The organism is Lelliottia jeotgali (genome assembly GCF_977070485.1).
Genome location: NZ_CDRVFO010000010.1, coordinates 168325 through 187045, shown reverse-complemented (window position 1 = coordinate 187045; position 18721 = coordinate 168325). Strand labels below are relative to the sequence as shown.

Annotated in this window: 11 protein-coding genes; 4 read left to right on the top strand and 7 right to left on the bottom strand. The window is 61.3% G+C overall.

The features are described 5' to 3' along the window. Position 1: 1 nt before the first annotated feature. The 5 genes from ACW4TB_RS16805 to ACW4TB_RS16785 all read right to left on the bottom strand — a co-directional run bounded on the left by ACW4TB_RS16805 (position 2) and on the right by ACW4TB_RS16785 (position 5402). Complete coding sequence (locus ACW4TB_RS16805; RefSeq protein ID WP_279928568.1) at positions 2–490, bottom strand: copper chaperone PCu(A)C; 489 nt, start codon at positions 488–490, stop codon at positions 2–4. Continuing rightward, on the bottom strand, positions 490–1098 hold the full coding sequence (locus tag ACW4TB_RS16800; RefSeq protein ID WP_012313788.1) for an SCO family protein: 609 nt from the start codon (positions 1096–1098) through the stop codon (positions 490–492). Before ACW4TB_RS16800 ends, ACW4TB_RS16805 begins: the two co-directional genes overlap by 1 nt. 213 nt (positions 1099–1311) lie before the next feature. After that, the gene (nfuA, locus tag ACW4TB_RS16795) at positions 1312–1896 is read right to left on the bottom strand and encodes a Fe-S biogenesis protein NfuA (protein WP_012313787.1); all 585 of its coding nucleotides are present in this window, start codon (positions 1894–1896) and stop codon (positions 1312–1314) included. A gap of 58 nt (positions 1897–1954) precedes the next feature. Beyond that, positions 1955–2989, bottom strand: a complete 1035-nt coding sequence (locus ACW4TB_RS16790; RefSeq protein WP_279928563.1) for an acyltransferase family protein — start codon at positions 2987–2989, stop codon at positions 1955–1957. 112 nt (positions 2990–3101) lie between these two features. Then, positions 3102–5402, bottom strand: coding sequence for a fatty acid cis/trans isomerase (locus ACW4TB_RS16785; RefSeq protein WP_279928560.1), 2301 nt, complete (start codon positions 5400–5402; stop codon positions 3102–3104). A gap of 169 nt (positions 5403–5571) precedes the next feature. Here ACW4TB_RS16785 and metH point away from each other — a divergent pair, with 169 nt between their 5' ends. Beyond that, positions 5572–9279, top strand: coding sequence for a methionine synthase (metH, locus tag ACW4TB_RS16780; RefSeq protein ID WP_279928558.1), 3708 nt, complete (start codon positions 5572–5574; stop codon positions 9277–9279). Positions 9280–9356: 77 nt separating this feature from the next. Continuing rightward, positions 9357–9575 carry a DUF2970 domain-containing protein gene (locus tag ACW4TB_RS16775; protein WP_012313783.1) on the top strand — a complete coding sequence of 73 codons (219 nt, stop codon included), beginning with the start codon at positions 9357–9359 and terminating at the stop codon, positions 9573–9575. Between the two features lie 266 nt (positions 9576–9841). On the opposite strand, the gene ACW4TB_RS16770 is transcribed toward ACW4TB_RS16775, so the two are convergent. Then, the gene (locus ACW4TB_RS16770) at positions 9842–10918 is read right to left on the bottom strand and encodes an ABC transporter substrate-binding protein (RefSeq protein ID WP_279928554.1); all 1077 of its coding nucleotides are present in this window, start codon (positions 10916–10918) and stop codon (positions 9842–9844) included. A gap of 215 nt (positions 10919–11133) precedes the next feature. Here ACW4TB_RS16770 and ACW4TB_RS16765 point away from each other — a divergent pair, with 215 nt between their 5' ends. Together ACW4TB_RS16765 and ACW4TB_RS16760 are read left to right on the top strand one after the other, a co-directional pair. Then, positions 11134–12786 (top strand): nitrite/sulfite reductase, encoded by a 1653-nt coding sequence (locus ACW4TB_RS16765; protein ID WP_012313780.1) that lies wholly within the window; start codon positions 11134–11136, stop codon positions 12784–12786. Then, a complete protein-coding gene (locus ACW4TB_RS16760; protein WP_046787238.1) occupies positions 12770–13264 on the top strand; it encodes a DUF934 domain-containing protein in 495 nt (164 codons plus the stop codon). Before ACW4TB_RS16765 ends, ACW4TB_RS16760 begins: the two co-directional genes overlap by 17 nt. Positions 13265–13335: 71 nt before the next feature. On the opposite strand, the gene ACW4TB_RS16755 is transcribed toward ACW4TB_RS16760, so the two are convergent. Further along, positions 13336–18570, bottom strand: a complete 5235-nt coding sequence (locus ACW4TB_RS16755) for an NEL-type E3 ubiquitin ligase domain-containing protein (RefSeq protein ID WP_279928547.1) — start codon at positions 18568–18570, stop codon at positions 13336–13338. Between the last annotated feature and the right edge of the window lie 151 nt (positions 18571–18721).

The window sequence follows — 18721 nt, the reverse complement described above, 5'->3', positions numbered from 1 at the left end:
ATCAGTGCTTCATGTGCATGTGGTCGTGCCCACCGCCCGTCTCGGCGTTGAGCGCCCGTACCGCTGCCTGCACTTCCAAGGTTTCCTTGCCACCCTTGGCATCTTCCACAGTCAGGGTCAGCGGGACTTTGTCGCCCTCCTTCACCTGCTGCGTCAAGCCCATCAGCATCACGTGATAGCCATTGGGGTCCAGGCTCACCGGCTTGCCGGCTGGCAGCTGCACGGCCTCGACCTGTTTCATGCCCATCACATCACCGTTCATGGTCATCTCATGCACTTGCACAGTCTTGGCCACAGGCGATGCTACCCCAATCAGCTTGCTGTCGCTGCTGGCAGTCAGGGTCATGAACGCACCGGTGGACTGCTGGTGCGGTACGCTTGCGCGTACCCAGGCATCACTGACGGTGGTCTGGGCCAAAGCCGGCAGCGCCAGGCCCAGCAGGGCAATAGCGGCCAGGCCGCGCTTGAACGGGTGCAGTGAAACAGCCATTAGCAGATCTCCATCAGGGTGACCAGGTCTTCGGCGCATTCCTTGGCGTTCAGGGAATGGCCCAGGCTCAGGCGCAGGGTGCCACGCGTATCGTAGACGTAGCTGGTGGACGAATGAGAGATGGTGTAGGTATCGCCGGCAGGGACCTTCTCGTAGAACACCTTGAACTCCTTGGCCACCTCGGCGATTTCCTCCGGGGTGCCAGTCAGGGCCATGAACGAGGGGTCGAAGGCCTTGACGTAGGCGTCGAGCACTTCGGGCGTGTCGCGCTCCGGGTCCAGGGTGATGAACACCACCTGGAACAGATCGCGGTCGCGGCCCCGGAGCTGCTTGCGGATTTGCGCCGCTCGCGCCAGGGTGGTCGGGCAGACTGCCGGGCACTGGGTGAACCCGAAGAAGATCATCGGCATGCTGCCGTAGAAGCTCGACAGGGTGACGTCATTGCCCTTGGTATCCTTGAGACGGAACTTACGCCCCAGGATTTCGTTGCTCATGTTCTTGCCGTACTTGAACTCAAGCCCTCGGGCCGGATTGCAGCCTGCCAGCAGGCCGAGCCCGAGAACGCCCATCCCGGCGACGACTGCGCGCCGGGTCAACAGATCATTCATGGAACCATCCTTTAAAGGGAAGGTGCCGACCCTCGGGACGGGCCGGCCGAAAAACCCGGGCATTCTGGCATGACACCCCGAGCGCTTCTACCCGACCAAGGCGGTGGTGGCCTGCAGCCCTTTAAACACGGGCTGCGGCCTGTTGTCGCAGGGGTTGAATCCGTAACAGTTTGTTGCTAAGAGCTTGTGGCCAGCCGTTCGCCGAACTACCGGTCAGTAGTACGCGTTTTCTTTCTGGGTGTGGTCAGTCACATCCCGCACGCCCTTGAGTTCTGGAATACGTTCGAGCAGGGTCCGCTCGATGCCGTCCTTCAGGGTTACGTCTGCCTGACCGCAGCCTTGGCAACCGCCACCGAACTGCAACACGGCAATGCCGTCGTCGACCACATCCACCAGGCTGACCTGGCCACCGTGGCTGGCCAGACCCGGGTTGATCTCGGTCTGCAGGTAGTAGTTGATACGCTCGTTGATCGGGCTGTCTTCGTTGACCATCGGCACTTTGGCGTTCGGCGCCTTGATGGTCAGCTGGCCGCCCATGCGGTCGGTGGCGTAGTCGACCAGCGCGTCTTCCAGAAACGGCACGCTGACGGCATCCAGGTAGGCAGTGAAGCTCTTCAGACCCACGGCGGTGTCGTCAGGCTTTTCTTCGCCCGGCTTGCAGTAGGCAATGCAGGTTTCGGCGTACTGGGTGCCCGGCTGGGTGATGAAAACGCGGATGCCGATACCAGGCGTGTTCTGCTTGGAAAGCAGATCGGCCAGGTAATCATGGGCGGCGTCGGTAATGGTTATAGCGCTCATGGAAGTTCCTCACAGACTTGCGGCCAAGTGTACGCCAACCTGGCCTTCGAACAAAGTCCTAGCATTTGACTCGGGAAAGAGCAAACGCCGGCGTTTGCTCCCGCGGTGCCGCCAGCCACGCCTGCATCCGCCGGTACAGGCCCCGCTCCAGCCACTGGTAGCTGAACCACGACATTAGTCCAATGGACGGCACGCACAGAGCAAAGACCAGGTAGGGATTCAAGTGCAGGCGCTGGCTGGCGAACCAGCCCGCGTACAGTACCAGTACGTGGATCAGGTACACCGAGTACGAGCAGTCCCCCAATGCCTTGAGCACCCGGTTGCCCTGGAAGTACCGCTCAAGTGCTACAAACGCCAACACTATCAGTGCGCTGGGAAGGCCCCAATGCAACAAGCGCTGGGACGCGTCCAGGTGGTAGATCGCGTAGCACGCCACACCCAGCACCGCCAGCGGCAACCACAGCCCTTCGCGCACCAGGCCGCGGCGGTACAGCACACCGATGCCGATACCGAGCAAGAATTCGTAGATGATGCCGTTGTTGTAGAAGCGGCTGAGCACGCCAAGGCGGCCCAGCACTTCGCTGACCAGCACCAGCGCAGCGGTCACCAGCAACAACTGGTGGCGCTGCCGGACAAGGAATGCCAGGCCAAACAACAGGTAGAAGAACATCTCGAAGTTCAGCGTCCAGCCCACGTTCAAGGTCGGGTACAGGCCGTAGCCACCCGGGTTCTCTGCCGGAATAAACAGCATCGACAGCAACAGGTGATGCCAGGTGAATGCCTGGTGTGGCATCCATTGGCTGAAGGCCAGTAGCAGTAGCGCCATCAGCACGGTGTAGAACCAATAGGCAGGGATGATTCGTAACGCGCGGTTGAGCAGGAACCGACGCGGCTCCACGGGCTTGTCTCGGGTCGAAAAGTAGATCACCAGCCCGCTGATGACGAAGAAGATGTCGACGCCCACGGCGCCGCGGTCAGTGAGCAACTGGCCAACGGGGCCAGTGGCATGGAAGTCGAAAAAGATCTGCATGAAATGGTGGCAGACCACCACCCAGGCGGCGAACGCCCGCAGTGCCTGAAGCGAATACAGCATGGATCACCCTGCGATTGCCTTGGTGCATTGAGGCCACAGTGGGGCTGCCTGGCAGCCCCGGACCACCCAACCTCTCCGACCGCAGGTGTGCCGGAAAGGTCAGCGCAACCGATCAGAGGTTCTCGTAGCGGTTCATGTCCAGCACCCCGGCCTCCAACGGCTGGGTTTCCTTGATGAAGGTGTTCAGGTCATGGAAGTAACGCCAGAACTGCGGGTGGCTGCGGCGCACGCCCCAACGCATGACGATGCGCTCGAACTTGGCGGCATCGTCGCGCGCGTACTCCATGTCTTCGACGAACTCAGGCACATCCGCCACCGGGATATTGAAGATGAAGTTCGGGTAACTGCTGAGCACCCCGGGGTACAAGGTCAGGGTATCGAGCCCCGGCTGGTAGCGCGCAGCCTCGCCCAGCAGGAACGCGACATTGCTGTGCGCACGGTTGCGCAGCAGGCTGTAGACCTGACGCTGGCCGCCCTGCCCTTCGATGCGCAACATTGTGGCTTCGGGTAATTGATTGATCACCTTTAGGCCTGCGGCCGGGCGAGATACCAGGCGGCTGAGCGACTGCTCGACGTTACGGAATTCTTCATTCATCTGCGGCCGCGAGCAATAGGCGCCCTGGCATCGGTTGATCGGATCAGGCGCTGCATTCAGGCTGCCGGTGCGCTGCAGCAGCTTGAGACCGAAGTCGCGCTTGGGATCGCGGGGGTCGAGCCTGATACCGCTTGGCGTGTCGCTGTCGATGTCTTCATAGTCGAGCCACATCTTCACCTTGCCACTGTTCTGGTACCAGTCGCTGAGAATTGCGCCACGCTGGTCCGCTGGCATCAGGCGCAGGAAGTTGACCTCGGCACCATTGCGGATCAGGTCGAAGTACAGCCGCGTCTGCAACTGGTGCGAGACATTGCCGAATACATCGAAATTGACCGCCAGCTGGTAATAGGTACGTTCGAGCAGCGGGTAGTCGAACAGCCACACAGTCAGTGGCACATCGCCGACCAGGCCCTTGGTCACCGCAGCGCTGTCGAAGTGGCGGAAGATGCTAAGCAGCGCATTGTCGTTGCCGGCCCACAGGGTCGACCAGCCCGGCGCCGGCATTTCGGCGTAGGCCTCACGACGCAACTTTTCATACTCGTTGCGCTTGTCACGGTAGGCATGCCACAGGCTGAGCACACTGCCCACGTCATCGATCTGGCCCGGCATGGCGAGCAACGGTGTGGCTTGGCCTCGGTACGCAGCATCGGTGACATAGCGGTCGTGCGCCGGCTCCTGGAACAGCGCCCAGAAGTTATCGCGAATCACATCGGTAGCGATCTGCCCACGGCATACCGGCCCGCGAATGAAGGTACGTACGAAGTACTCGGCGTTATCCAGCATGAACTGATAGCGCGCCACCGCCGGGATCGCCTCGAAGGTTTCGAACGGGTTGGCGCGGTGGCGCGGCCCATAGCCCGGCAGCGCGCTGGCGTGCCAGTCACCGGCATAGAACAGCTGCTTCACGCGCTTGAGCTTTTGCGGCCCCATCGGGTAAGTGATGTGGGTTTTATGCACGATCACACCCTGCACCGGAATCAATCGGTAATAGAAGTCGGTGCCCGGCGGGTCGTTAGGGCGGCGCGTGGCAATCAGATCGACTGGCTGGCCGCTGGGCGTGCGCGAACGTACCCACTGAAAGAAGTGGCCCTGCTCGCCGCCGACGAAATGGATGTGCGCCAGAAACAGGTGCTCGTAAAGCCAGCGCCCTACCAAGGCCTCCGTAGACCCCGGGCGATTGAGCAGTTCTTCCCATTCGGCGATCTGTTTTGCCTCGGCCGCGCTTGGTTGAATCGGCTCATACTCGACCGGCGCACCTGCAGCCAGCCAACCCTGCAGGGTCTGGTATTCCTTATCGGTCAGGCCGGTGACCGCCAGTGGCATCCCCTCTTTGGGGTGAGCGCCGGCATAGGCATCGAACTCATGGGGCAATGGGCACATGTTGTTGCGTTCAAGCCCCAAGACGATATCGTCAGGCAGCTTGGCGTTGGGGGTAAGCGGCGCCTTGTGCCCCAGCTCCAGCATGCGTGCCATCAATGCGGCCTGGCTGCCCTGGCCGTCGAGCACCGAATAGAAGCCCTTCTTGCGCCACTGCTCTTCGCTGTGCGCGTCGTAGAAAAGCCGCGTGGTCGGGACTGCCTTGCTCCTTTCACCCTGGTAGACCGGTATCTTGGTTGCACCACGCACAGCGCCTTCTGGGCTCTCCAGCTTCAGCTGACAGGCGGCGTCGTTGCAGGCGTGGCAGGCCACGCACTTCTCGGTGAAGATCGGTTGAATATCCCGCGTGTAGGAAATTACCGCGCTCGATTGGGGGGCTTGTGCGAGCGCGACGCTGCTGAGCAGCAGCGCGAAAGCGCCGACAAGAAAACGATGCACCATGTGCCGAAAGTCCTGGGTTCTAGTAAAGCCATCACGTTTGCCTGGTCGACCTTGGGTGCTTCACGGCGCAACATGAACGAAATTCATGCAAATGGCCAATGCGCCTAAAAACCGCGCAGCTTTGTTATGATTCCGCACCTTCTGATATTCGCCCGACCAGGTAGTTCCTATGTCCGACCGCAGCGCTCGTCTCCAAGCACTCCAGCACGCACTCAATGAGCGCATTCTGATCCTCGACGGCGGCATGGGTACTATGATCCAGAGTTACCGCCTCGAGGAACACGACTATCGTGGCACGCGCTTCGCCGATTGGCCAAGCGATGTAAAAGGTAACAACGACCTGCTGCTGCTTAGCCGCCCCGATGTCATCGCTGCCATCGAGAAGGCGTACCTGGACGCTGGCGCCGACATTCTCGAAACCAACACCTTCAACGCCACGCAGATTTCCCAGGCCGATTACGGCATGGAGTCGCTGGTCTACGAACTGAACGTCCAGGGCGCGCGCATCGCCCGCCAGGTTGCCGACGCCAAGACCCTGGAAACGCCGGACAAGCCACGCTTCGTTGCCGGCGTGCTCGGCCCGACCAGCCGAACCTGCTCGATTTCCCCGGACGTCAACGACCCCGGCTACCGCAACGTCACCTTCGACGAACTGGTGGAAAACTACATCGAGGCGACCCGCGGCCTGATCGAGGGCGGCGCCGACCTGATCCTCATCGAGACCATCTTCGACACGCTCAACGCCAAGGCAGCGATCTTCGCCGTGCAGCAGGTGTTCGAAGATGACGGCATCGAACTGCCGATCATGATCTCCGGCACCATCACCGATGCCTCGGGCCGTACCCTGTCCGGCCAGACCACCGAAGCGTTCTGGAACTCGGTACGCCATGCCAAGCCGATTTCCGTTGGCCTGAACTGCGCGCTGGGGGCGAAGGACCTGCGCCCTTACCTTGAAGAGCTGTCGACCAAGGCCGACACCCACGTTTCCGCCCACCCCAATGCCGGCCTGCCAAACGCCTTCGGCGAGTACGACGAAACCCCGGCCGAGATGGCTGCAGTGGTCGAGGAGTTCGCGGCCAGTGGTTTCCTCAACATCATCGGCGGTTGCTGCGGTACCACGCCCGGGCACATCCAGGCCATCGCCGAGGCAGTGGCCAAATACAAGCCGCGCCAGATTCCAAAGATCGCCAAGGCCTGCCGGCTGTCGGGCCTGGAACCGTTCACCATCGATCGCCAGTCGCTGTTCGTCAACGTCGGTGAGCGCACCAACATCACCGGCTCCGCCAAGTTCGCCCGGCTGATCCGCGAAGAGAATTACACCGAAGCGCTGGAGGTCGCCCTGCAGCAGGTAGAGGCCGGTGCTCAGGTAATCGACATCAACATGGACGAAGGGATGCTCGACTCCCAGGCAGCCATGGTCCGTTTCCTCAACATGATTGCGGGCGAGCCGGACATCTCTCGCGTGCCGATCATGATCGACTCGTCGAAATGGGAAGTGATCGAAGCGGGCCTCAAATGCATCCAGGGCAAGGGTATCGTCAACTCGATCTCCATGAAAGAAGGCGTCGAGCAATTCAAGCACCACGCACGCCTGTGCAAACGCTACGGCGCGGCCGTGGTAGTGATGGCCTTCGACGAGGTCGGCCAGGCCGACACCGCTGCCCGCAAGAAGGAAATCTGCCAGCGCAGCTACGACATTCTGGTCAATGAAGTCGGTTTCCCGCCGGAAGACATCATTTTCGACCCGAACATCTTCGCCGTCGCTACCGGCATCGAAGAGCACAACAACTATGCCGTGGACTTCATCGAGGCCTGCGCCTACATCCGTGACCACCTGCCACATGCGCTGAGCTCGGGCGGCGTGTCCAACGTGTCGTTCTCGTTCCGCGGCAACAACCCGGTGCGCGAGGCGATCCACTCGGTATTCCTGTTCCACGCCATCCGCAACGGCCTGACGATGGGTATCGTCAACGCCGGCCAGCTGGAGATCTACGACGAGATCCCGGCCGAGCTGCGCGAGCGGGTCGAGGACGTGGTGCTCAACCGCACCCCTGAAGGTACCGATGCGCTGCTGGCCATCGCCGATGATTACAAAGGCGGGGGTGCCACCAAGGAAGTCGAGAACGAGGCCTGGCGCTCACTGCCGGTCGGCAAGCGTCTGGAACATGCGCTGGTCAAAGGCATCACCGCACACATCGTCGAAGACACCGAGGAGTGCCGCCAGCAATGTGCGCGCCCGATCGAAGTCATCGAAGGGCCGCTGATGAGCGGTATGAACGTGGTTGGCGACCTGTTCGGCGCGGGCAAGATGTTCCTGCCGCAGGTGGTCAAGTCGGCGCGGGTGATGAAGCAGGCCGTGGCCCACCTGATCCCGTTCATCGAGGCCGAAAAAGGCGACAAGCCCGAAGCCAAGGGCAAGATCCTCATGGCGACGGTCAAGGGCGACGTGCACGACATCGGCAAGAACATTGTCGGCGTGGTCCTGGGCTGCAACGGCTATGACATCGTCGACCTCGGCGTGATGGTACCGGCAGAGAAGATCCTGCAGACCGCCCGCGACGAGAAGTGCGACATCATCGGTTTGTCCGGCCTGATCACCCCGTCGCTGGACGAGATGGTTCATGTTGCCCGCGAAATGCAGCGCCAGGGCTTCGAGCTGCCGTTGATGATCGGCGGCGCCACCACGTCCAAGGCCCATACCGCAGTCAAGATCGAGCCCAAGTACAGCAACGATGCGGTGATCTATGTGACCGACGCCTCCCGCGCGGTAGGTGTGGCCACCCAGTTGCTGTCCAAGGAACTCAAGCCCGGCTTCGTTGAAAAAACCCGCCTGGACTACATCGAAGTGCGTGAACGCACTGCCAACCGCAGTGCCCGCACCGAGCGCCTGAGCTACGCGCAGGCCGTGGCGGCCAAGCCAAAATACGACTGGGCCGCTTATCAGCCGGCGGTCCCTGCCTTCACAGGCGTCAAGGTGCTGGACAACATCGACCTGCGCACCCTGGCCGAGTACATCGACTGGACGCCGTTCTTCATTTCCTGGGACCTGGCCGGCAAATTCCCACGCATCCTCACCGATGAAGTGGTGGGTGAAGCGGCAACCTCGCTGTACAAGGATGCCCGCGAGATGCTCGACAAACTGATCGACGAGAAGCTGATCAGTGCGCGCGCCGTGTTCGGCTTCTGGCCAGCCAACCAGGTTGCCGATGACGACATTCAGGTCTACGGCGACAACGGTCAGCCCCTGGCCACCTTGCACCACCTGCGCCAGCAGACCATCAAGCCCGATGGCAAGCCGAACCTCTCCCTGGCCGACTTCGTCGCGCCCAAAGACAGTGGCGTCACCGACTACGTGGGTGGCTTCATCACCACCGCCGGCATTGGTGCCGAGGAAGTGGCAAAGGCTTACCAGGACAAGGGCGACGACTACAACTCGATCATGGTCAAGGCCCTCGCCGACCGCCTGGCCGAGGCATGCGCCGAGTGGCTGCACGAGCAGGTGCGTAAAGAGCACTGGGGTTATGCGCGCGACGAACACCTGGACAACGAGGCACTGATCAAGGAACAGTACAGCGGCATCCGCCCTGCACCAGGCTACCCGGCCTGCCCGGACCATACCGAAAAAGAAACGCTGTTCCGCCTGCTCGATGGCACAGCCATCGGTGAAACCGGCCCCAGCGGCGTGTTCCTCACTGAACACTTTGCCATGTTCCCCGCGGCTGCGGTCAGCGGTTGGTACTTTGCTCACCCACAGGCGCAGTACTTTGCCGTGGGCAAGATCGACAAGGACCAGATAGACAGCTACAGCGCACGCAAAGGTCAGGATGTGAGCGTCAGCGAGCGCTGGCTGGCGCCTAACCTGGGCTACGACAGCTGACATTCATGGGGCCGCTTTGCGGCCCCATTTGCCATCTACACTGTCCCTGATTGCCTCCGAATATCCAAGGAGCCAGCATGGACGATTCCAGCCAAGGCAAACCCCCTACCTTCTGGCAGATGCTGCACAGCATCCTCGCCGCCGCGCTGGGTGTGCAGAGCGGCAAAAACCGCGCGCGTGACTTTACCCACGGCAAGGCCAGCCACTTCATCGCACTGGGCGCACTATTCACCTTGGTGTTCATTCTGATTCTGGTCGGCCTGGTACAACTGGCGCTGCACCTGACAGCACACTGAAACGCAACCCGCCCGCGCAACTCCCTTGCGCGGGCGGCTCAGTTTGCGTCACGGCGTGGAGCTAAGGCTATTGGTGGCTGACCCAGTACACGGCGGTGACCACCACCAGGACGATAAGGCAGAGGATCGCCCAGGCATCGACGCTACTGTCAGCTTTGCGGACCTTGGTTGTATTTCCCATTGCATTGCCTCTTGTAGTGATTATGGGAATGCACTTCACAACCAGCAGTTAAGACGACCAATGCCCTTCTCTCAAGCAGGGTTTTTCAGTACTCGACAGGTGACGTCAGGAAGGGATAACGGTAAGCCGGCGGGCGCTCTCTGGCGCTGAAACGCTGGAAGTCGACACCAAAGTCGTCCTGTTCCGCCAGTTTGAGCCAGCGCTTTGCCTTGAGCGGATCGATCGACTGCAAAACAGGCATCACATGGTCGCGTTTACCGTCCCGGGCGATCTCCACACCATAGGCATCGTCATGGAGCATTACCATGGCCCAGCCGCCGAGACTGAAATGCCCACCCATCAACACCCCCAGGCGCCCATCGATGCGCGCTCGCAAGGCCTCGGGGGAGCTATTGACGGCGCTGAACACTACATCCCGCCCAGGCTTGCGCCCCGCAGCCTCGAACGCACGCATGGCGCCAAAGGCCATTTCGTCGTTGGCCGACCATACCAGCTTGGTATCCGGGTAGCGCTGCAGTAACTGCTGCGCCTGTTCAAAGGCGCGCTGGCGGTTCCAGCCACCGTAAACCACCTGCCGCAGGCGCACCTGAGGGAAATCGGCCAAGGCGCGACGCATGCCTTGTTCGCGCAACTGCGAGGCGGGTGTGGTCTTGAGCCCGGCGAAAGCCACCAGGTCCACCGGCTCGTTACTGCGCGGTAGCAAAGCTACCATCTGGTGCAGCATCTGGTAACCGGCCTGCTCGTCATTGGCCGTCAAGGCCCCTAACAAAGCGCCGTACTTTGAGGGCTGGGCTTGAATGCTGCTCGCCTGGCTGGCAGTCAGCCCGTTGTTGACCAGTAACAGCTTGACCCCGCTACCTTGCGACAAGCGAATGATTTGCGGCGCAACGTATTGCTCGTTGACCAGCACGAGGTATTCCGGGCGCTGCGGCCCCTTGAGCACAGCCCGCGCCTGGCTTAGTGCGCGCTCGGCATTGCGCGCGCTGTATTGCACCTTCAGCGTCATGCCCAAGTCGTCAGCGGCCGCCTGCATGAAACGCGAGTAACTGGCCCAGAACGTCTCACTGGGCAGGCCCGGGTTGAGGAACACCACCGAAGCGGCCTGAGCACTGGCCGCCAGCGGCAGGCTCAGGCACAAGCTGTAGCACAATGCCTTGAGCATGCGGTTACATCCTTACCAACAAACCCGCGAGTATAAACCTGCGGCAGTGAGTGCCGGATAAATGCCAGTCGATCTCACTTAGTTCGTTTGGTTCTTTTCATATGCAAAAACATCACTTTAGCGCATAAACGCAACCTGATATCGTTTCCCCGCTCCGAACCGGAGTGCGCGGCCGTGCGCGCGAATAGCTGCATGCAGCCTGAGACAGGACTTTTATGTACGTATACGACGAGTACGATCAGCGGATCATCGAGGACCGCGTCAAGCAGTTCCGTGATCAGACCCGCCGCTACCTGGCCGGTGAGCTGAGCGAAGAAGAATTCCGCCCTCTGCGCCTGCAGAACGGCCTCTATATCCAGCGTTTCGCCCCGATGCTGCGCGTCGCCGTGCCCTACGGCCAGCTGAACGCCCGCCAGGTGCGCACACTGGCCAAGATCGCCCGCGATTACGACAAGGGCTATGCCCACATTTCCACCCGCCAGAACGTGCAGTACAACTGGCCGGCACTTGAAGACATCCCGGACATCCTTGCCGAACTGGCCACCGTGCAGATGCACGCGATCCAGACCAGCGGCAACTGCCTGCGCAACACCACCACCGATCAGTTCGCCGGTGTTGCCGCAGACGAAATCATCGACCCGCGCCCCTGGTGCGAGATCGTCCGCCAGTGGACCACCTTCCACCCGGAATTCGCCTACCTGCCGCGCAAGTTCAAGATCGCGATCAACGGCTCGAAGGAAGACCGCGCGGCCATCGAAGTGCACGACATCGGCCTGGAGCCGGTGCGCAACGCTGCCGGTGAGCTGGGCTTCCGCGTGCTGGTCGGTGGCGGCCTGGGCCGTACTCCGGTGGTCGGTTCGTTCATCAACGAATTCCTGCCGTGGCAAGACCTGATCAGCTATCTGGACGCCATCCTGCGTGTGTACAACCGTTACGGCCGTCGTGACAACAAGTACAAGGCGCGGATCAAGATCCTGGTCAAGGCCCTGACCCCGGAAGTGTTCGCCGAGAAGGTCGAGGCCGAAATGGCCCACCTGCGTGGCGGCAGCACCACCCTGACCGAAGAAGAAGTACAGCGTGTTTCGCGCCACTTCGTCGATCCGGACTACCTGGCCCTGGACAACGTTGACTACAGCGCCCAGGACGCCGAATACCCTGGCTTCGCCCGCTGGCGCTCGCGCAACACCCGCGCCCACAAGCGCCCTGGCTACGTGGCCGTGACCCTGTCGCTCAAGCCCACCGGCGTTGCCCCGGGCGACCTGACCGACAAGCAGCTGGACGCCGTGGCAGACCTGTCAGAGCGCTACAGCTTTGGCTTCCTGCGCACCTCGCACGAGCAGAACATCATCCTCGCCGACGTCGAGCAGCGTCAGCTGCACGCCCTGTGGATGGAGCTGCGCGAAGGTGGTTTCGCCACGCCGAACATCGGCCTGCTGACCGACATCATCTGCTGCCCTGGCGGTGACTACTGCTCGCTGGCCAACGCCAAGTCGATCCCGATCGCCGAATCCATCCAGCGCCGCTTCGACGACCTGGATTACCTGTTCGACATCGGCGAGATCGACCTGAACATCTCCGGCTGCATGAACGCCTGCGGCCACCACCACGTCGGCCACATCGGCATCCTCGGCGTGGACAAGAAGGGCGAGGAGTTCTACCAGGTGTCCCTGGGCGGCAACGCCGCGCGCGACGCAAGCCTGGGCAAGATCCTCGGCCCGTCCTTCGCCCAGGATGACATGGCCGACGTGATCGAGAAGCTGATCGCCGTGTACGTGGAACAACGTACCGAGGAAGAGCGTTTCATCGACACCTATCAGCGTATCGGCATCGACCCCTTCAAGGAACGCGTCTATGCAGCGAATCATTAAGAACAACCAGATCGTCGACGAAACCTGGCACCTGCTGCCCAAGGAAACCACGATCGACGAGCTGACCAACTGCGACGACTACATCGTCCCGCTGCAACTGTGGCGTGACCATGCCCACATGCTCAAGGCTCGCGACGGTGGCCTGGGCGTGTGGCTGGACAGCGATGAACAAGCGGAAGAGATCGGTGATGACGTGCAGCACTTTCAGGTCATCGCCCTGAACTTCCCGGCCTTCACCGATGGGCGCAACTACTCCAATGCGCGCCTGCTGCGTGACCGCTACCAGTTCAAGGGCGAGCTGCGCGCCATCGGCGACGTACTGCGTGACCAGCTGTTCTACCTGGCACGCTGCGGCTTCGATGCCTTCGCCATCCGTGCCGACAAGGACCCGGAAGATGCCCTGCAAGGGTTGAAGGACTTCTCGGTGACCTATCAGGCCGCCACCGACGAGCCGCTGCCGCTGTTCCGCCGCCGTTGATCGTCTCCCGGCATGGTCCACCGCACGGTGGCCATGCCTCTGCTTCTACAACCATCTGGCTACACCGCTTCTCAGCCCCTGCGGTTCTGAGACCTTCTGCTTCCTGTTCCCGGCTGCGGCGCAGCAGCTCGCTCCCATTCGGCCCGCAGCCGGGCCAGTGCTTCACGCACGCGCTCCATGACCGTCTCACTCAGCTGATTCTGCTCGAGGTTGACCCTGTGCGGGTGCGCTTCGACCCAGCTCAACGCCTCCTCGCTCAAAGCCCCGATGCGATTGCCACGCAAGTCCAAGACCAACTCCGGGTAACGCTGCAACAACGTCAAAGGAAGACGGCGCAGGCCTGTTGCACACAACGATACGTAGTGAAGATGAACGTTGTAGCGTAACTGCGGCGCCACCCCCAACGGGTTCGCGTCAAGGTTGAGAATTTCAAGCCTGGGAAACCACTCCAGCCGCAGTTGGGATTGCGCGTCGAGGGTGATGAAATTGTTCTGCAGGTGCAACTGGGTCAGTCTACCCAAGTAATTCAGATTTTCCGGGATGGTGAGCAAGCGATTCGAGCCGACGTTCAGAGTGCTCAACTGCGCAAGGTTGCCGACACTGCTCGGTACAGCACTCAGGAGGTTGCCGCTCAATTGCAGGTTTTCAAGGCTGACCAGTTGCCCTACCCGATCATCCAGGACCGCGATCTGATTGAAGGAGAGATCGAGATGCGTCAGGCGGGCCAACTGCTCTAGCCCGGCGGGGAGGTCATCGAGCTGATTGCCACTGAGGTCCAGCTCGACCAGTTCGGTCAAGTACTCCAGGCCCACCACTGTATCGAGCATGTTACCCCCAAGGTTCACACTGCGCAGGTGCGGCAAATGCTCAAGTCCATCAAGCGCTCGCAGGCGATTGCCCGATAGGTCCATTGTTACCAAATTAGGAAACCGACTCAGGAAATCCGGCTCGATGACCGAAACCTGCTGGTTGCACAACGACAATTTACGCACCTGATCGAACACGATGCCCATGGGCAGCGCAGGTAACGAACTGACAGTCCAGCTTTCCTTGCTCGAGCGCAGGGGTGGCTCTTCATCGTGGTAACGCGACTGCCAGAAACCCCGCAGGAGCTCCGCCATATTGGATCGCGCTGCATACTCAGGGTCGCCAGGCAGCCCGCGCCAGATTGCCAGGCTGGCTTCAAGGCGACTGGACAGATGCGCAAATGCTCGCGAGCCAGGGCCATGGACAAGTCCGAGCTGAAACCACATCCGATAGTTGCCGCGGGCCAGCGCCAAGGTCAGGGCGTCCTCCTCCTCCCTGCGTTGCTCTGCAATTTGCTCCGCCGCACGTGTCGGGGCCGGGTCTTGTGCGCCCTCCCTGAAAAGTGCAGTTCGCCGTTCGTCGTAGGTTTGACGTATGGCTGCAAACTGATCGGCATAAGCGAGTTTGACGTGGTCCTGCCAGAACGCCTGTTGCGCCAGGAACAGGCTGAGTGCATCGGCTGTTTCGGCCTCGTATACGGCTGCCTCGGCTTCTATCAGGTCGTTTGGGGTCACACTTTCGACATGCCTGAAACTGAGGTAAGTCGGTTGGCCGTAAATACCCAATGGCTCTGCAAGCTGAACCCGAAAGGCCTGGTAGATCTCACCAGGGTTGAATGGCACAGAGCGCCGGCGCAAACCTTCGATGTGCCGTGCAGCAAAGCGGTTAACCTGATCAAGCCTGAACAACTCACGCCCAAGGCCGCGCAACTCATGCTCAAGGCGCCAACCACGCAGGCCTTCTGTGCGCAACGCTAGCTTCAAATTGACGAGCAGCACATCGAGGTCCACGCTGCGCCGTGGCACGGCAGCCTGCTGGAATACTGCCCGTCGAACATGAGCATGGTTGTACATGCAATAGAGCAGCTCACCCACGCGACGCCGAAAGTCTTGGGGTTCTACGGCAAAGCGCTCGGAATGCAGCAACGCACTGAGAAAAGCGAAGAACTCTTCGCTGCCTTGTTCTTGAGCAAGCGCCTGCCAATACCTGCGTCGCGGCGCGGCTTCCCGCTCGGTCAGCCCTTCGAGCCACGGAGCGCTGCCCTCCTCCCCCTGCTGGATGGCTGCTACAGGCTCGACGGCAACCCGCTCGAGTGCAGCCGGTGAAAGTGGGTTGCCCTGCAAGCGCGCGCAGGCGGGGTTGGCGCGTAGCCAGCCGGCCTGCGCTTCACTGATGTCGACAATGCGATTGTTACGCAGATCGAGCTGCTCCAGTTGCTCTAGGGCGCTGGTATCAGGTATCGAGATCAGCCGGTTGGACGACAAGTCCAGGCGCCGTACATTGGGGAAACGGGAGAGCCAGCCCTCGCTGAGCGCCGTCAGATGAAGATTGCGCAGTACCAGTGAAGTCACATGGTCGAAGTGAACGCGTTCAGGCAGTTCGGGCAGGCTGCCCAAGGCAGATCCCTCCAGTATCAACGCAGGATGGCCGTCACCGTCGCGAGCGCGTCTTTGCCAGGCATGACGAATCCGCCGAGCCATGCGTGCTCGCCGGATCAACTGAATCGGCCCCGACGATTGCCGACGCCACAACCCCAAAGCCTGATCAAGCGTGCGCAGCTCTTCACACAGGCGCAGGTAGTGATTCCAAGGTGTCAGCCCAAGCGTGCGGGCGTTCTGCGTAAACTGCTCCATCGCGTTTTCGTCGGAATCGGGGAACAGCCGTTGGATACCCCGACGCAACGCGCGATTGCTGCTTTCACCACGGCCACTCAAGGGGTAACCCAGGCGCCCGTCGCCCAGCCGTACCGGCGGCCTGAAACCAAGGCCGACTGGCGCCATGCGCAAAATTGAAGCGGAGAGCTCGCGCTCTTCGCTGGCCCACTGCGACATGGCCTCAGCCAGTGCTTCGGGGGAATCGCTGGCATCGCCCAACATCCTTTTCTGCCAGGGATCGAGCTGCTGCAACAGGGCCTGGAACAGGCTGTCATCAGCTCTGGCCAACGGCAACGGGTTTGCGCGCGCATCCAGCGCCTGATAACCCTGGGCAGTTCGAAGCACGGTGAGTACCTCGCTGGCCGCTTGCGTTCCGGCCCACGCAGTCATTTCACCCGACAGCGTGTCACCGCGCAGCTCGATGCGCACCCCTCGCCAGGGCGCGCGCTCGGCGATCAGGCCCAATGCCAGTTGCTCGGTGTCACGATTGATTGCTGCGGCTTGAAGCAGGCCCGCACAGGCGCGGTCCAGGCGGGTATCGCGCACGTACCACCGCGCCTGCTCGGCCAAGGCCAACGGCACACGCTGGTGCGCAAGCATATGCTCCACCTGGTCCTCGGGCGCATGTTCGATGATCTCACGCGCGCCCATTACCGAGAGGCCGGGAAAGTCCCGGCGAAGCAGGGTTTGCGCTTCGCCGGGCAGGGGCTGCTGAGCCTGTAGCTGTCGCTCGAAGTCCACCCCTTTCAGCTCGGGCCGCCGAGCGTGCAACTGCTGCCTCTGCACCGCATCGCGCAAGCGCGCCGGAGCCTGTGCCTGGTCTACGTGCAAGCGGCGCAGTTGATCTTGGTTGAACCCCGTTGCCCGCATCACCGCGTGTATGGCCTGTTCATCGAGGTGCGCCCAGCCCGCATCGAGGTCCTGAAACAACTCAGCGCTGCCCTGCCATTCGTGGGGCGTCTCCAGTTCATGCTGCCAGCCAGCGCCCTCACTGCCCTCAAGCAGCGGTGCATAACCGTTGGGACGCACGGGATGGCGGATGCGACGCTGCTGTGTTTGAGCCTCCAAGTAGGTCAAATGGCTGGCCAAGGGTGTACGCACATATTCTGTGCCTTGCAGGCTGATCAGCTCGCCGACGGCTCCTCGGTCTTGGACGGCATAGCCTGGCAGCCTGGGGTCGCACAATTTCACGGTGTGCTCATCCGTGTACACCGGCACCAGGTCTTCGACGCGAGCGCCCTCCATCAGGTGGTGCGATGCCGCGCCTGCACCGACATTGACGGCCGTCATGCCCACGGTTTGCGCTACGGAGTACATGTGCTCCAGCGCACCCTGCCGGTCCCCCAGGCGCCAATCGGCATAGCCCTCGTAAACATCGTCAGCCACCTGCAACGCGGTGATTCCCAGCAATGGCAAGGCAAGTGCAGGTAGCGCAAAGCTCGCCAGGCCCAACGCATCCAGGCCAAAGCTGAGGTAGAAATGCAGGCGCCTGTCGCGTTGCTGCGCGTCCACTTCGGCGGTGGGTATGGCGTGCACTTTGGCGTTGTCCAGCAGCGTGTCGATCAGTTGCCGGCGCAGGTATTCGAACAACGGCTGCTCGATTGGTGCGTAACGCCCATCGAGCTGGACCGGCACATCCTCGCCAGTATCGTTCAGCGCTTCGGTCAAGGCACGGGTGTAGGCAGCCCGGTCGCGTTCACCGATAAAGCGCTGGAAGAATTCGACGTAGCCGGGCAAACGGAACTGTTTACCCACCGTCAGGAACAGCGATGCCCACGAGGTATACCAGGTCAGCGGGCCTTGAGGATCATCAGGGATCCAGCACAATATCCCCTCGAACACGTCACCGGTCGTACGCTGATGGGTTATCTCGAACGCCACTGCGCCTCGCACAAGCCGACCGAACACACGCAATTGCATTGGCCGCAGCCCAGGGATCGATGGAGGTGTAACAGAGATCAGATCAATCAGCGGGGCACAATGTTCATAGGCATGCCTTGGTATTTCACCATTGACCAGTGCCAGCCGCAGCGTCGCCTCAAGGCTCGCGCGATAGCCTGCCTCGATCAGCGTGCCCAGTTGTTTTCCCGCTTCACCGCCGGGTGCCAGCTGCGCGCGCAGGTACGCCTGGTAACGCCCCCCCAGGTCGAGCGAGCGGCACAGGGTAAAGAATGCCTTGGCCGAGAGCGCGTACGCATTCCCTGCTGCATCCAGCACCGCAGAGCCCTGCATGATGCTGGTGGCGAATGTTTCACCCTCGGTAAAGTTATGCAACGCCGATTGCAGCAGGCTGTGCTGGTAAATCTGCTCCTTGATCCCATCCGGCACCTGCGCAACATGCGAGGGATATCGCTGCAGGGTCCTGCGCCGTAGCGTGGCCCGGCGCACATCGATGGTAAGTTGATGCTCCGCCTGCAGAGCTTGTTGCAGCAGCGGTTCGGCAAATGCATCGAGTGGAGTGATCCGCGCCAGCCATTCGTGCAACTGATGCTGTAGCTGCTGCTGTCGCTGCTGGCTCTCGTGCAAGCTGTGGAGGGTGTCGGACGGAAGTTCGGTCAGCCAGGCGGGCAAGCGGCTGGCAATCAAGGCGTTGGTGGAGTCATCGGTGAACGGCTGACTTGGCATCGCGGGCTCCTGGGGCGTAAAACCGCGATTGCACCACCGCGTAACGAGGTTTTTGCGTTAACTATTGCAACCTGCCGCCATGACAGAAGTTCACGTTTGCACAAGCGCTGCCGATAACAGTTACATCTGATGACCAGAAAGGAAGCTGGCG